The sequence below is a fragment of the Corynebacterium liangguodongii genome (genome assembly GCF_003070865.1).
GTDB lineage: Bacteria > Actinomycetota > Actinomycetes > Mycobacteriales > Mycobacteriaceae > Corynebacterium > Corynebacterium liangguodongii.
This window is the reverse complement of sequence record NZ_CP026948.1, coordinates 1,579,073-1,593,497: the sequence shown is the minus strand read 5'-3', so window position 1 is coordinate 1,593,497 and position 14,425 is coordinate 1,579,073. Positions and strand designations below refer to the sequence as shown.

13 protein-coding genes are annotated in these 14,425 nt (G+C 69.4%); 9 read left to right on the top strand and 4 right to left on the bottom strand.

Going from position 1 to position 14,425, the window contains the following annotated elements:
- Positions 1 to 41: 41 nt before the first annotated feature.
- Complete coding sequence (locus C3E79_RS07625; protein ID WP_108404376.1) at positions 42 to 1,259, bottom strand: protein kinase domain-containing protein; 1,218 nt, start codon at positions 1,257 to 1,259, stop codon at positions 42 to 44.
- Positions 1,260 to 1,285: 26 nt separating this feature from the next.
- Between C3E79_RS07625 and C3E79_RS07620 the strand changes: the two genes are divergently transcribed.
- Complete coding sequence (locus C3E79_RS07620; RefSeq protein WP_108404375.1) at positions 1,286 to 1,699, top strand: Rv2175c family DNA-binding protein; 414 nt, start codon at positions 1,286 to 1,288, stop codon at positions 1,697 to 1,699.
- On the opposite strand, the gene C3E79_RS07615 is transcribed toward C3E79_RS07620, so the two are convergent.
- The 3 genes from C3E79_RS07615 to C3E79_RS07605 are packed head-to-tail and all read right to left on the bottom strand — an operon-like array spanning position 1,671 to position 4,878.
- Positions 1,671 to 3,149, bottom strand: a complete 1,479-nt coding sequence (locus tag C3E79_RS07615) for an alpha-(1->6)-mannopyranosyltransferase A (protein WP_235840593.1) — start codon at positions 3,147 to 3,149, stop codon at positions 1,671 to 1,673. The genes C3E79_RS07620 and C3E79_RS07615 overlap by 29 nt on opposite strands.
- Positions 3,142 to 4,257: a polyprenyl synthetase family protein gene (locus tag C3E79_RS07610; RefSeq protein ID WP_108404374.1), complete on the bottom strand. Its 1,116-nt coding sequence runs from the start codon at positions 4,255 to 4,257 to the stop codon at positions 3,142 to 3,144. The genes C3E79_RS07615 and C3E79_RS07610 overlap by 8 nt, the downstream gene beginning before the upstream one ends.
- 42 nt (positions 4,258 to 4,299) lie before the next feature.
- Positions 4,300 to 4,878 carry a GNAT family N-acetyltransferase gene (locus tag C3E79_RS07605; protein WP_108404373.1) on the bottom strand — a complete coding sequence of 193 codons (579 nt, stop codon included), beginning with the start codon at positions 4,876 to 4,878 and terminating at the stop codon, positions 4,300 to 4,302.
- Between the two features lie 184 nt (positions 4,879 to 5,062).
- On the opposite strand from C3E79_RS07605, the gene C3E79_RS07600 reads away from it, so the two are divergent.
- The 8 genes from C3E79_RS07600 (at position 5,063) to C3E79_RS07565 (ending at position 14,421) form a co-directional block, all read left to right on the top strand.
- Entirely contained in the window at positions 5,063 to 5,503 is a 441-nt protein-coding gene (locus tag C3E79_RS07600; protein ID WP_108404372.1) for an SAV_6107 family HEPN domain-containing protein, read from the top strand.
- Between the two features lie 134 nt (positions 5,504 to 5,637).
- A complete protein-coding gene (locus C3E79_RS07595) occupies positions 5,638 to 6,018 on the top strand; it encodes a DUF3040 domain-containing protein (RefSeq protein WP_108404371.1) in 381 nt (126 codons plus the stop codon).
- Between the two features lie 473 nt (positions 6,019 to 6,491).
- Positions 6,492 to 6,926: a division/cell wall cluster transcriptional repressor MraZ gene (gene mraZ, locus C3E79_RS07590; protein WP_108404370.1), complete on the top strand. Its 435-nt coding sequence runs from the start codon at positions 6,492 to 6,494 to the stop codon at positions 6,924 to 6,926.
- Between the two features lie 264 nt (positions 6,927 to 7,190).
- Entirely contained in the window at positions 7,191 to 8,198 is a 1,008-nt protein-coding gene (gene rsmH / locus C3E79_RS07585; RefSeq protein WP_235840607.1) for a 16S rRNA (cytosine(1402)-N(4))-methyltransferase RsmH, read from the top strand.
- Positions 8,199 to 8,259: 61 nt separating this feature from the next.
- Positions 8,260 to 9,042 (top strand): cell division protein FtsL, encoded by a 783-nt coding sequence (ftsL, locus tag C3E79_RS07580; RefSeq protein ID WP_108926541.1) that lies wholly within the window; start codon positions 8,260 to 8,262, stop codon positions 9,040 to 9,042.
- A 171-nt stretch (positions 9,043 to 9,213) separates the two neighbouring features.
- Positions 9,214 to 11,127: a peptidoglycan D,D-transpeptidase FtsI family protein gene (locus tag C3E79_RS07575; RefSeq protein ID WP_108405111.1), complete on the top strand. Its 1,914-nt coding sequence runs from the start codon at positions 9,214 to 9,216 to the stop codon at positions 11,125 to 11,127.
- 125 nt (positions 11,128 to 11,252) lie between these two features.
- The gene (locus C3E79_RS07570; RefSeq protein ID WP_235840592.1) at positions 11,253 to 12,806 is read left to right on the top strand and encodes a UDP-N-acetylmuramoyl-L-alanyl-D-glutamate--2,6-diaminopimelate ligase; all 1,554 of its coding nucleotides are present in this window, start codon (positions 11,253 to 11,255) and stop codon (positions 12,804 to 12,806) included.
- Between the two features lie 10 nt (positions 12,807 to 12,816).
- Positions 12,817 to 14,421, top strand: a complete 1,605-nt coding sequence (locus C3E79_RS07565) for a UDP-N-acetylmuramoyl-tripeptide--D-alanyl-D-alanine ligase (protein WP_108404366.1) — start codon at positions 12,817 to 12,819, stop codon at positions 14,419 to 14,421.
- The last annotated feature ends 4 nt before the right edge of the window (positions 14,422 to 14,425 follow it).

Here is a 14,425-nt window from a genome sequence, read left to right as displayed (position 1 = left end):
TACTAGGTCCTTATACGGCCCTTGGGGGGGACGCGGGGCCGCTAGGCCAGCAGCGCCGGGAGCTGCCCGTACATCCCGGAGCCGAACCACCACGCGCCTAGGGCGACGAGCGCGATGGTAAGCGCCGCGGCCACGCAAAACGCGATGAGCCCGCCGGGTCCGCGGTTGCTCACCGGCGTCGGCGCGGGCGGGCGCACGGCCACCGGCGGAGGCGCGACGATCTTCGTGCTCCCAGCCGCCGGCTGCGGGAACAGGCGCTGGTCGAGCACATGCTCGGCCTCTCGAGGCTGCGGGGCCGCGGCCGCGGGGGGCCGGGCGGCGGTGAGTGCCGTGAGCGCCGTGAGCGATGTCGGCTGGGCGGCCGCCCGGTTGGCAGCCGAGTTCGCGGGCAGCGGGACGACGTAGTCGGTAAGGCCGAGCTCAGCGGTGACATCGACGAGGGCGGCGAGGAACTCCGCGGCGTCGACGAAGCGGTCGCGCGGATCCCTGGCGGTGGCGGTGGCCACCAGCTCGTCGAAAAGCTTGGGCACGCCCGCGATGCGTGACGACGCCCTCGGCACGTCCCGGCTCAGCCGCGCATAGGCGTGAGCCAGCGGCGTCTCACCCGCAAACGGCACCGTGCCCGTCAGCAGCTCGAAGAGCACGATCCCAGCGGAATAGACGTCCGAGGCCTGGGTAATCGGGCTTCCGTCCACCTGCTCCGGGGAGAGGTAGCTCACCGTGCCCACGATCTGATCCGTCGTGTGGCGCGCATCCGCCGCGGCTGCTCGAACGAGACCGAAATCCGCCAGCTTGACCGTGTGGTCCGCGCTGATCAAGATGTTGTCCGGCTTAATGTCGCGGTGCACCAGCGACTTGCGGTGCGCGACGGACAACCCGGTGAGCGTCGCGCGCATGACCGCCGAGGCGGCGTGCGGGGGCATGGGGCCGCGCTCTGCGAGGAGCTCGCGCAAGGTGCCGCCCGTGATGAGCTCCATGATGAGGAAGACGAGGCCTTCGTCCTCGTCGTGGGAGAAATCGTAGACGCCCACGAGGTTTGGGTGGCTCAGCTGCGCCATCGCCCGCGCCTCGCGCTCGAAGCGGTCGAGGAAGACCCGATCGTGCACGTAGCGGGCGTCCATGACCTTGGCCGCCACCGCGCGCCCGAGGCGGGTATCGACACAGCGGTAGACCGTAGACATGCCGCCGCGGGCGATCGGGCGATCGATCACGTACCTGTTGTCCAGGAACTCGCCTGCGCCGAGTTCAGTCTCAGTCATAGCCACCAGTATGGTCCACGAGGCGTATGCGGGGCCAACACGAAGGTAAGGTAGCGGGTGTGAGTACGCCGAATAGCAACTTCGATACAGACCTCGACACCCTTCTTGCCGACGAGCAGCTGATGACGCTGCCGGACGTCGCTCACTACCTCGGGGTGCCGGTGACCAAGGTGCACGATCTCATCGGCGCACACAAGCTCCTGGTCTACCGCAAGGACAAGGTCAAATACGTCCCCGAGCTCCTGCTGGGCGAAGACGGAGAGCTCTCCAAGTTCGTCGGCGGCGCGATCATGGTGCTGCACGACGGCGGCTATAGCGAAGACGAAATCCTGCACTACCTGTTCACCGAGGACGACTCGCTGCCGGGCCGGCCCATCGACGCCCTGCACGGGCACGGGGCGCGCGAGGTGATCAGGCGCGCTCAGGCGATGGCGTTCTAGCGCCCCCTGCGGGCATGTCCTCCGCGGCGGCGCGCGGGTAGACCCACTCGGCAGCGACCCAGGCTACGATCACGCCTGCAAAGAGGAACCACTCCTCGTAGAAGCGGTGGTTACCGCTGCCGGTAAAAGCCCCGGCGACCAGCACGGAGAAAAACACCACCGCGCGCCGCACCCACAGGGGGGTGGGTACCGCGCCCACCAGGCTCAGCAGCGAGGCGTAGTACCACGGGAAGGTCACCGCGTTGGCCACGAAGGCCACAGCGTAGGCGCAGGCGATGCCCGTGACCGCCTGCCGCCTGCCGCGGCTGAAGTACACCCAGACGAGCACCAGCCCCGCGAGCATCACCACTGACCCGACGCGGCGCGCGGTGGTGAGCGCGGTGTTGTAGTAGAAATGCTCGTCAAACAGCTGGGCGAGCGGGGTGTAAGCGTCGGCAACAAGCGTGGGCCCGGCCAGAGGGTTGACCACCTTCGAATTGCCGGTAATCTCTGCCACCCAGCCCCACGACGAGCCCGAGGCGTAGGTCACCGCCGCGAGCACCGCGAGCGTCATCGCCACCGCGCACGCGCCGACGGCGCCGAAGAGAGCGACCTGCCTCGCCCGCGAGGCGCCTGGCCGCCGAAACTGGTGGAAGGCGATCCACACCACGAACGGCAAGGCGATGGCCGCGGTGGCCTTCAGCGAGACCGCAAGGGCGATGAGCGCCGTGCCCGCGGCGGGGCGCTCGCGCAAGACGAGGAAGAGGCCCACGCTCACGAGTCCGACCATCACGGCCTCGTTGTGCATGCCCCCGATGAGGTGCAAGAGCATCACGGGGTTGGCCACCCCGAGCCACACGGCGAGGGCGGGATTCCCGCCGACCAGCTGCGCGATGCGCGGCACCGCCCAGGCGATCCCGGCAAACCCCGCGGCGGTGAGCAGCTTGTAGGCGACGAGGCCCGCGGAGACGTGGTCCCCCACGAGGCTTGTCACGGCGTCCCCAATCCACAGGTGCAGCGGGCCGTAGGGGGTGGTGGTGTTGCGCCAGTCGTGGCTCACCTCGAAAAGGTAGGGCCCCGGGTTGACGGCGGCGCCCTCGGTGTAGGGGTCAAACCCGTCGCGGCGCATCGCGCCCTGCATGAGGTAGGAATAGACATCGCGCGAGAGGATCGGGGCGCTCAGGAGCAGCGCGCCCGCCCAGGACGCGGCGGCGCGGTAGACCTCGCGGGGGCCCGCGCGCCGATGCGACATCGCGTGCCCCAGCCACACCCAGGCGACAATCAGGCCGACGATACCCGCGGTGAGGATCGCATCCATGATCGAGCGGCCGTGGCCCGTCAGGAGGGTGTCCAGCCCGATTTCCCGCATGAGGCCACCGCGGTTGCGCGTCGCGCCGGCGCCGTAGGATCCGACGACGATGAGCGCGCAGGCCGCAACGCCCAGGCCGACCGCCGTCAGCGGGCTACGCACGCCGCTCGGTGGCGCGCACGGCCAGGTCCGTGAGGGTGCGGGCGACCGCGGGATCGACCCGCGCGGCGTCGAGGTGGGCGAGGCCTGATGCGGTGAGCTCGGCGATGCGCCGCTCCACGGCGTCGACGGCCCCGCTGGATTCCACCAACCCGGCTAACTCGCGCAGCTCCGCGGGGTCCGTGGCGCGGCCAACCCGCTGGCGCAAAAGTGCGGCGGAGGCGGGGGATTGGGCGTCGAGAAGCGAAAGCGCGGTGGCGAGCAGGACCGTGCGCTTGCCCTCCCGCAGGTCGTCCCCGGCGGGCTTGCCGGTCACCGCCGCATCGCCGAAGACGCCGAGGATGTCATCGCGCAGCTGGAAGGCGACCCCGATGTCCCGCCCGTAGGCGCGATAAGCCGCGATCGTCGCGGCCGGGGCCCCGGCGAGTGCCGCCCCGAGGTGGAGGGGGCGCTCGATGGTGTAGGAGGCGGTTTTATACCGGTTGACGCGATCGGCAGACTCGATCGACTCGTCGGCCTGTGCCTCGATGGCGATGTCGAGGAGCTGGCCGCCGATGACCTCGGTGCGCATGGCGCGCCACGGCTGAAAGGCGCGCTCGAGCGCCGCCGCGCTCACCCCGGAGCCGCGCCAGCAGTCCTCGGCCCACATGAGGGCGAGATCACCGGCCAGGATGGCGACGTTGCGCCCGTAGTCGGCGGCGTCGCCGAAGAGTCCTGCGCTGCGGTGCTCCGCCTCGACGGCGCGGTGGACGGTGGGATTGCCGCGGCGGGTATCGGAGGCGTCGATAATATCGTCGTGGATGAGCGCGCAGGCCTGAATGAGCTCGAGGGAGGAGACCGCGCGCAGCACCGCCGCGGGGTCTTCGCTGCGCCTACCCGGGCCGGGGGAGCCGATGAAGCCTGCCCACGCGTAGAGCGGGCGGATGCGTTTCCCGCCGCCGAGCACGAAGGAACGCAGGTGGGCGGCGGCGCTCATCACCGGCGCGCCGATCTCGGCGGCCTCGGCGAGGCGCTCGTCGAACAAGGCCTCGAGGGCGTCGCGGACCGCGGCGGGAACCTCGGTCAGGCCCGCCGGCTCCCCGCCGGTGTGCGGCTGCGTCACCTTACTCATCCCTCCTGCCGAATTCGTGTGGGGTCATTATTGGTTCTCACACTACCCGGATGCGTCCAAGGGCAGCTCGCGCCCCAGCACGGCGAAGGGGCGCTTGTCGCCCGGGTAGAGGTAGTGGCGCAACACGTCGCGGAAGCCGAGGGAGCGGTAGAGGCCGAAGGCGGCGTTGGCCTCCCCCCGCACCTCCGGCGTGGAGAGCAGCGCCCACCGCGCAGGCGTGCCGCTGAGCAGCGCGTTGATCAGCGCGCGCCCGATCCCCGCCCCCTGGTAGGGCGGGGCGACGTGGACCTCGGCGATTTCGAAGTAGCTGCGCAGCATCTCCCGTTCCTGCGCGGTGGGCCCACCGGCGAGGCGCAGGCCGGAAATGAGTTGCCGATCCCACCAGCGCTCACGGTTTCCTTCGAAGCCGTAGGCAAGCCCGACGACGCGCTCGCCGCCCTGTGCCGTGGCCGTGGCGGCCACCGCGCGGAACCCGGGCCAGGTGATTTCGCGCCGCCACGCAGAGATGCGCTGCTGGCGGATGGCGGGGTCGTAGCCCATCGCGTCGATGTAGATGTCGACGAGCTGCGGGGCGAGGAGGGCAAACTGCGCGCCCGTGAGCTGGTGGAGGGTCGTGGTCACCTCCTTATCGAACCACGCACTGGGTGTCGAGGGGGAGGGAAGGGGGAAAGTACCCACGCACGCAAGGTCGAACACGTGTGCTAATCGACGCCTCTGTGTGTCGAACGTGCGTTTTATCCTGCTCTCAGAAGTTGAACGGAAACTGCAGGTAGAACCCCCCACCGACAGGAAGGACATCCCCACAATGAACAGCGTTGTCTCTGCCACCACCGGCGCCGTCCACGGCGAGGCCGCCCGCGTGTCGCGCCGCGATCGCTTCCTCGATGCTGCCCACGGCCTTCTCGCACAGGCCCACGGGGAGTTCGGCCGCGGCGAGTTCGATCTGGCGCTGGAGAGCGCCTACCGCGCGGCGCTGCGCGTCGCAGGCGCGGTGAACGCCGAATCCCCGGTGATACAAAGGCGCAAGCGGCTCCCCACCAGCGCGTGGGATCGGCTCGCGCTGACCTCACAGCAAGGGGAGGCGTGGGCGGGGAGGTTCGCGCGGTTTTCCCGGCTGCGCGGCCGGGTTGCCTCCGGCATTGAGACCCGGCCGAGCCCGCTGGTCGTGGCCGAGCTGCTGGACTTAGCCGCGCAGTTCCTCGACGAGGCCGTCCCGGGGGCCAACGTGCAGGGTATGGTCGCGTAGGCGCTTGTGCATCGGCGCGGAACAATCCGTCTAGACTTGCCGTTGTACACGATGTAGAGAGGCGTCAATCGCGCCTAGCGGTGCGTGAGATGCAACCCGTAGCGTCACACGGCAAGAGCTGGAGAGTAGAGACAGTGTCCCTTTCGGAGCAGGAACAGCGCACCTTGCGCGAAATTGAGCAGTCGTTGCTCGCCGAGGACCCCAAGTTTGGCAACAGGGTCCCCGGTGCACACGGGCGTGCTCGTCCCTCGGGCGGGGGCATGACCATGCGCAGCGCGGCGCTCCTGGTCGCGGGGCTCGTGCTGCTCATCGGCGGCGTCGCCCTCGCCACCGTGAGCGTATGGTTCGTCGCGCTAAGCGTCGTCGGCTTCGCCGTCATGCTTGCGGGAGGAATCGTGGCGCTGCGTACCCCGGCTGCGGCCGCGGGGCCGCAGCGCCAGGCTGCCCCCGTTCGGCAGTCTGCCCGCGCGGCCAAGCTGGAGGAAAACTTCAGGCGCCGCTTCGAGGGGCAATAGCACCCTTCACGGCCACCGCTTGTCGTGCCCGCCGGTTCTCCGGCGGGTTTTTTCATGCCCCTACTCCCGACCGCGCGCCGCCCCACTTTGCCCCACTACTCCCGTAAACGCTCCGCGGGCTGTGTCGACCGTGCCGCTGAGGGCCCTGAGTTGTGGTGTGCAAGGTGTGGAAATATATGCGTGTGCCAGGTGATGCGGCACGCTTTGGCCATGTTCCGGGGGGCGATGGCCGCGAGGCCTTGCCCGCGGTCGCCTTGCGGGAACATGTCCCACCGTGAGATCGCCTGTTAACCTGCCATTTCCGCAAAATTTTCCGGGCAATCCGGGCAATATGTGGCGTAGGTGGGGCAAAGTGGGTTAGAGTGGGGCTCGACGGAGAGGCGCGGTGGCATCTTGACTACGTGCCGCAGCGGATCACCGTCCGAAGAATTGAACAACCGAAGTCGAACGAGTGTAAGGAAGGTGGGCTCCGGATGTTTCTGGGAACCTACACTCCCAAGCTCGACGACAAGGGGCGCCTGACACTGCCCGCGAAGTTCCGCGAGGACCTAGCGGACGGGCTGATGGTGACCAAGGGGCAAGACCACTCCTTAGCGGTCTATCCCCGCGAGGAGTTCGCGGCCCGCGCACGCAAGGCGGCGGCAGCTTCCCGCACGAACCCCAAGGCGCGCGCGTTTATCCGCAACCTGGCTGCCAGCGCGGATGAACAAACGCTCGACGGGTCGGGTCGCATCACGCTCTCTCCGGCGCACCGCGAGTACGCACACCTTTCCAAGGAGTGCGTGGTCATCGGTTCGGTCGACTTCCTCGAAATCTGGGACGCGCAGTCCTGGGCTGACTACCAACAAGAAACCGAGGCTGCCTTCTCGGCGGCCGATGACGACGACATACTCTCCGGCCTGCTCTAGGACTGACTACCCGACGAGCGGGCGGGGCACGTGCCCCCAGGAGAGCGTGTACGGACTCTGTCCGGGGCGTGGAGCGTTCTGGTGTACTTCCCCGACACCAGAACAGCCGCCCCGGGCAGGGCCCTATACGCTCCCCGCGCGGTGCGCATCGCGACTCAAGCGCAGACAAGCAGATAGGTACAACGACCACACGGGATACGGCAAAAGGGGGTGGACTCGGTGGGGCAGAAGCACGCACCAGGGCAGGCGCGCCGCGAGGCGGGGATGTCTCGGATGGACTTTAGCGTGAGCGCGAACCACGGCCACGTCCCCGTGATGCGCGACCGGATGGCCGAGCTTATCGCCCCCGCCGTTGAGTCCACAGGCGACGGCGCGGTGATCGTCGATGCGACGTTGGGCGCCGGTGGGCATTGCGAGCACTTCCTGTCTACCTTCCACGCAGCCTGCGTCATCGGGGTCGACAGGGACCCGGCCGCGCTGGCGGCGGCGAGCGAGCGCATGGCACCGTACGGCGGCCGATTCGCCGCCGTCAACGCGCGTTTCGACGACCTCAAAGAGGCCATCTCCCGCGGCGAGGGGCCCGTCTTCGACGCCGCCCGCGACCACGGAATAGCCGCCGCGCTGTTCGACCTCGGGGTCTCGTCCATGCAGCTCGACCAGGAGGAGCGCGGGTTTGCCTACCGCGTCGATGCGCCGCTGGACATGCGCATGGACCCGACCGGCGGCATGACGGCCGCTGAGGTGTTAAACACCTACAGCCACGGCGAGCTGGCCCGGATCCTCAAGACCTACGGCGACGAGAGGTTCGCCGGCAAGATCGCATCGCTCGTGGTCAAAGAGCGCCAGCAGGAGCCCTTTGAGCGCAGCGCCCGCCTCGTCGACCTGATCTACCGGGCAATTCCCGCAGCGGCCCGGCGCACCGGTGGGCACCCCGCGAAGCGGACCTTTCAGGCCCTGCGCATTGAGGTCAATGGCGAGCTCGACGCGCTCGAGCGGGTCATCCCGGTCATCACCGGTCTGCTGGGCCCCGGCGGACGGGTGGTGTTCATGAGCTACCAGTCGCTCGAGGACAAGATCGTGAAATCTGCGCTTTCAAAGCTCACGACCTCGACGACGCCCGCGGGCCTGCCGATGGACCTGCCCGGCACGGCGGCGGAGTTTCGCTTCATCACCCACGGGGCGGAGCGCGCATCTGAGGCCGAGATCGAGCAGAACTCGCGGGCTGCGCCGGTGCGGGTACGAGGCGTCGAAAAGCTTCGCGCCGTGCCCTAGGACCTTCACGACGACCCCCACCCCCGACCCCAGCCAGCAGACAACGAAAGGCACGAAGACCATGGGAGCAAGCCGAGACCTCACCGCGGGATCGCGGATGGGCACGACGACCATCGACCGCCCGTTCGCGCCGAGCCTGCCGCGCCCCACGCGGGCACCGCGCTTTGCGCCGCATACCCCGCGCCCGCGCACGGCCCAGCGCAGCACCGGCCGGCTCGGGTCTCAACAGGTCGTCTCCATCCGCGGCCGCCGCGTCGCGGAGGTCAACCGGGCGCGCCATGCCTTCACCAGGGTCACGGCCGTTGCCGTACCGCTGCTCATCTTCGGCGTCATCGTCGCGATGGTGCTCTCGGGCCTCTCTACCGGCCAGGCGTTTAGGATCCAGGAGCTGCAGGCCCGCGAGCGGGCGCTCGGCAACGAAGTGGAAACGCTCAACCGCGACGCGGAGAGCCTCAAATCTTCCTCCCACCTCGCGAAGGGCGCCGCCGAGGCGGGGATGGTCGTCTCCCAGCAGCCCGGCATCCTCACCGTGGCCCCCGACGGTGCCGTCACCGAGGCGCGGCCGTTTAACCCGGAGGCCACCCAGCCGCTGACGGATGCCGCCAGCGATAACAAGCGCCCGGGCGATAACCGCGCCACGAGTGACCGGGACGCGACCGCCCAGGTCGGGGATCAGCTCACCCAGGTGCCCGGAGGAAACGTACTGGGTCGCGATGGTGCGGCGGCGCATGCGGGCGCGGGAAACCGGCCCGGCGAGCCGGCCCCGGCGGTACCCGCGGCCCCGGCCGGCGCACAGCAGGGCAACCTCGCGCCGTACGCGCCGCGTATCGCCCCCGGCCGCTAGGAGGGGGAAGGGGTGCCGCGGCTGCCAAACTGCCAAAGGCGTGGCGTTGGCACGGGGCGGCCCCCGGCCGGGGCAGTATGAAAGGCGGCACAAACAGACGGCGCCGCGTTCGGCCGGCGCCGCCGGCACACAGATCAGCGCGAGACAACGAGGCAGGTGTACAACGAGGCCGTGAACAGCTCTATTGCTCACCGCCGCCCGGAGCCGCAGAAGGCGGTGACGAAGCGGCGCACCCAATTCATCGCGATCGCGTTCGCCGCGGCGACGACCCTGCTCATCGGCAGGCTTGCCTGGGTGCAGGTGGTGTGGGGACCGCAGCTGCAAGACCAGGCCCAGGCACAGCGCGCCCGCATCTACACCGAGCCCGCGCGACGCGGTGAGATCATCGACCGCTCAGGCAACCAGCTCGCCTACACCATGCAGGCGCGCTCGCTCGCTGTTTCCCCTGTCGTGCTGCGCCGGGAGCTGCGGGAGCAGCAGGAAACCAAGATGACCCAGGAGGGTGCCTCGCAGGAGGCCATCGAATCGCAGCTCGATGCCCGGGTCGAAGACGTGCTGCGCACGATGGCCAACGAGATCCCGAAGATGATCGAGCAGGGCTACGTCGGCCAGGGCGAGGCGAAGCGGGTGAGCTCCAAAGACATCCTGGATAAGCTCCACGCCGAGAGCGAATACGAGGTGTTGGTGAGAAACGTCGACCCGGACGTGGCCGCGAAGGTGGCCGAGACGTTCCACGGCGTCGCCGCCGACCACCAAGACATCCGCCAATACCCGAACGGGGAGGTGGCGGAGAACATCGTGGGCAAGGTCTCCATGGACGGCCAGGGGCAGTTCGGCCTCGAGGCCTCCGCAGATAGCGTGCTCACCGGCATCAACGGGCGCACCACGGAAGACGTCTCCGCCGACGGGCAATCGATTCCCGGCACGCTGCGCGACGCGGTGCCCGCCGTCGACGGCTCGACCTACAAGCTCACCATCGACCTCGACCTGCAGACCTACGTGCAGCGCACTCTCGAGCAGGCGAAGGCGAACTCCCTGGCGAAGGACGCTGAGGCGGTCGTGCTCGACGCCCACACAGGCGAGGTGCTCGCGATGGCGAATACCGGCACGATCGACCCCAATGCCGATGTGCAAAAGCAACTGGCCGATGGCCGCAGTTTTGACAACTACTCCATCTCCCACCCTTACGAGCCGGGGTCCGTGGCAAAGATCATCACCGCCGCCGCCGCGATCGAGGAGGGGCTGACGGACCCGCGTGAGGTCCACCAGGTGCCCGGGTCCATCGACATGGCAGGGGTGACCGTGAACGACGCGTGGCAGCACGGTCTCGCTCCCTACACCACCGCGGGGATCTTCGGTAAGTCCTCGAACGTGGGCACCCTGCAGCTCGCGCAGCGGCTCGGGGAGGAGAAATACTGGGACTACCTCAACCGGTTCGGCGTGGGCAAAACCACAGGCATCGAGCTGCCAAACGAGTCTGCGGGGCTGGTCCCGGTGCTTGAGCAGTGGTCCGGCGGCACCTTTGCCAACCTGCCCATCGGGCAGGGCATGAGCTGGACGACGCTCCAGATGGCCAGCGTCTACCAGGCGCTGGCCAACGGCGGCGAGCGGGTCGAGCCCCGCATCGTCTCCGAGGTCATCGGCCCGGACGGTGAGGTCAAGCCCGCCGAACCGGCCGAGCGCACGCGGGTGGTCAGCGAGCCCACGGCGCGCACCGTCGTCGACATGTTCCGCGCGACGTTCCAAAAAGACCCGGCCGGTGTGGACTCGGGCACCGCCCAGGACAGCGGCATCGAGGGCTACCAGCTTGCGGGCAAGACGGGCACCGCGCAGAAGGTCAACCCGGAGACCGGGGCGTATTCCCAAAACCAGTTCTGGATCACCTTCGCCGGAATCGCCCCGGCGGACAACCCGCGGTTTGTCGTCGCGATCATGCTTGATGAGCCCCAGCGCGGCCCGCTCGAGGGCGGTGCCGGCGGGCAGTCCTCCGCGCCGATCTTCCGGGAGATTGCGTCGTGGCTGATCAACCGCGAAAACCTGCCCCAGAGCCCGCCCGCGGAGCCGTTCGTGCTGGAGCAGCACTAATGCGGGCAGCGGGCGGCCGCGGTGAGTCGCGCGGCGGGATCGCGTTTAATGGAGACGAACGAGCAAGGAGCACAGAAGCAACGGTGGACGAGCAGAGCAGCAACCAAGGAAGCGGAGGGCGCCGAGTGACCACGCCCCTGGCTGCGATCGCCGAGCTCGCGGGCGCCCGGGTCGCGGGCGCTTCCACCGAGGACATCTCCGGGGTAGGCATCGCCTCGGTGAGCCTGAGCTCGAAGGATGTCGAGCCGGACGGGCTTTTCGCCGCTCTGCCGGGGACGCGGGCGCACGGCGCGCGCTTCGCCGGCGGGTCCCGGGCGCGGGCAATTCTTACCGACGCCGAGGGAGCCGCCATACTTCGCGAGGCGGGCGAGTCCCGCCCCGTGCTCGTGGTTGAGAGCGTGCGCGAGGTCCTCGGCGAGGTCGCCGCGTTGATCTACGCTCACCCCTCGAAGCACCTCACCGTAATCGGGGTGACCGGGACCTCGGGAAAGACCACGACGACCTACCTTCTCGAGCGAGGTCTTACCGCCGCCGGCTGCGCGGTCGGCCTCATTGGTACCACGGGCACGCGCATCCGCGGGAAGGACGTGCCCACCTCGCTGACCACCCCGGAGGCCCCGACCCTGCAGGCTCTGTTCGCGCAGATGCTCGAGCGCGGGGTCACCCACGTCGTCATGGAGGTCAGCTCGCACGCCCTGGCCCTGGGCCGGGTCACCGGAACCCAGTTCGCCGCTGCGGGCTTTACCAACCTGAGCCAAGACCACCTCGACTTCCACCCGACGATGGAGGACTACTTCGACACCAAGGCGCGGCTGTTCGACCCCGCTTCTCCGGTGGCGGCGCGCGTCGCCGCCGTGTGCGTCGACGACGCCTGGGGAAAGCGCATGGCGCAGCGCGCCGGGACCGCGATCACGGTGGGGACGGCGGGGCAGGACGAGCCGGACGTGGCGGCCTGGGTGGCGTCGATAAGCGAAAGCGGCGCTCAAAACGTCGAGCTGCGGCTAGGGGGAGAGGAATACCGCTTCACACTCGCGCTGCCGGGCGCGTTTAACGTGGCCAATGCGGCGCTGGCGGTAGCGCTCGCGCACGCCGTGGGCGCGGACGTTGCGGCGTTTACCGCCGGGCTGGAAAGCGCCACCGTGCCCGGCCGAATGGAGCGCATCGACAACGGCCAGGGCTTCGTCGCGGTGGTTGACTACGCGCACAAGCCTGCCGCCGTCGCCGCCGTGCTGGAGACGTTGCGCGGGCAGGTCACCGGCCGGATCGGCGTCGTCGTCGGCGCCGGCGGAGACCGCGACCGCGCGAAGCGCCCCATGATGGGTGCCGAGGCGGCCACGCGCGCCGACCTCGTCATCGTCACCGACGACAACCCCCGCACCGAGGACCCCGCAGCGATCCGTGCGGCGGTGCTCGCCGGCGCGCGGGACGCCGCGGAGAATGCGGGCCGCGCGGTGGAGGTACGCGAGGTGGCCTCACGGGCTGCGGCCATAGACGCGCTCGTGGAGTGGGCCTGCCCGGGCGATGCCATCGTCGTCGTGGGCAAGGGCCACGAGGTCGGGCAGATCGTCGGCGAGGAGACACACCACTTCGACGACCGCGAGGAGATGCGCAGAGCGCTGGCAGCCAACGGCTACGGTGGAAACGATGCTCCCGGTACCGGGAGCGAGAGAGGAAGGTGAGAAGACGTCCATGATCCCTCTTGAGTTGTCCGACATCGCCGCCGTGACCGGCGGGCGCCTGGCAGGCGGAGCCGAGCCAGGCGCGGTGGTCGATGGCTTCGTCGAGTTCGATTCCCGCAAGATCGCCCCGGGCGGCCTGTTCGTCGCGCTGCCCGGCAAAAACGTCGACGGGCACGACTTCGCGCGCGCCGCGATCGACCACGGGGCCGTGGCGGTGCTCGCCGCGAGGGACGTCGGCGTCCCCGCCATCGTCGTCGAGCGGGTCCAGCGCGCCGCCGGGGATAACTCCGACCTGGCGGTGGGCGACCCCGATGGATCCGCCACCGGCGTGGTCCGGGGCATGTCCAAGCTCGCCACTCACGTCGCCCACCGCCTCGTCGCGGAGCACGGGCTCACGATCGTCGGGGTGACCGGGTCGGCCGGCAAGACATCGACAAAAGACCTCATCGCCGCGGTGCTCTCCGCGGCGGGCGAGACCGTCGCGCCGCCAGGGTCCTTCAACAACGAAATCGGCCACCCCTACACCGTGTTGCGCTGCGCGCCGACGACGCGCTACCTCGTCGCCGAGATGTCGGCCCGCGGGATTGGGCATATCGCGCACCTTGCCACCATCGCGCCGCCGAAGATCGGGGTGGTGCTCAACATCGGCAGCGCGCACCTCGGCGAATTCGGCTCGAAAGACAACATCGCCGTGGCCAAGGGCGAGCTCGTTGAGGCCCTCCCGGCCGCCGACGACGGCGGGGTGGCCATCCTCAACGCGGACGATCCCTACGTTTCCCCGATGCACAAGCGCACGAAGGCGCGCGTGGTCTACTTCTCCGCGGAGGGAGCCCAGGGCGGTGCGCGGGCGCCGGAATACTACGCCACCGACGTTGAGCTCGACGACCTCACCCGGGCGAGCTTCACGCTGCACTCGCCGGGGTATGAGCCGCAGCGGGTACGACTTGCCGTCTTCGGCGCCCACCAGGTCTCCAACGCGCTGGCCGCGGCCGCGGTGGGGATTGAATCCGGCCTCGATGCCGCCACCGTAGCGCGCTGCTTGAGCGCGGCGCACGGTGTCTCCGGCAACCGCATGGATGTCAAGACCCGCGCCGACGGGGTCACCGTGATTAACGACGCCTATAACGCCAACCCGGATTCGATGCGCGCCGGGATTGCCGCGCTCGGCTTTACCGCCTCGGCCCGGCCTGGCGCGCGCTCGATCGCGGTGCTCGGGGAGATGGGCGAGCTTGGGGAGGACAGCCTGGCCGCCCACGAAGAGCTTGGGCATGAGCTGGCGCGCTACAGGGTCAGCCACCTCGTAGCCGTCGGCCGTTCCAAGGCCGTCGACGCGCTGGCCCGCGAGGCGCAGCGCCACGGCATCAAGGTCGTCTCCGTGCCCGGCGTCGACGACGCTGCCGCGGAGGTGGAGGACATCTTGTCCCACCCGCCCGCGGGAGAGGAGGGCTGGCACGAGCGCGCTGAGCGCGACGTCGTGCTGGTCAAGGCCTCCAACTCGCAGGGGTTGTGGGCGGTGGCCGCTCGCTTGCTCGAAGGCCACCCGCTGCGGGGCGCGGCGGCACAGGCCGACCGCGCGGATAATACAGGCCGCTTTGGCACCGAGGGGAGCTCGTAGAGAC